1 protein-coding gene is annotated in these 336 nt (G+C 66.4%); it reads left to right on the plus strand.

The genetic code is table 11. The annotated features are described in order from the left end of the window. Nucleotides 1-336 (plus strand): AMP-binding protein (locus DIE15_RS36730; protein WP_148095712.1); only part of this gene is annotated, 336 nt, incomplete at both ends.

Here is a 336-nt window from a genome sequence, read left to right on the forward strand (position 1 = left end):
CTACAAGTGGTTCGACGACGGCGAGCTCAACGCGTCGTACAACTGCCTCGACCGCCACGTCGAAGCCGGCAACGGCGCGCGCGTCGCGGTGATCTTCGAGGCCGACGACGGCACCGTCACGCGCGTCACCTATGCCGATCTCCTCGCTCGCGTGTCGCGCTTCGCGAATGCGCTGAAGAAACGCGGGATCGGCAAGGGCGACCGCGTCGTCATCTATATCCCGATGTCGATCGAGGGCATCGTCGCGATGCAGGCCTGCGCGCGCATCGGCGCGACGCACTCGGTCGTGTTCGGCGGCTTCTCCGCGAAATCGCTGAACGAGCGGCTCGTCGACGT

Source organism: Burkholderia sp. Bp9031 (assembly GCF_003857965.1).
GTDB classification, from domain to species: domain Bacteria; phylum Pseudomonadota; class Gammaproteobacteria; order Burkholderiales; family Burkholderiaceae; genus Burkholderia; species Burkholderia ambifaria_A.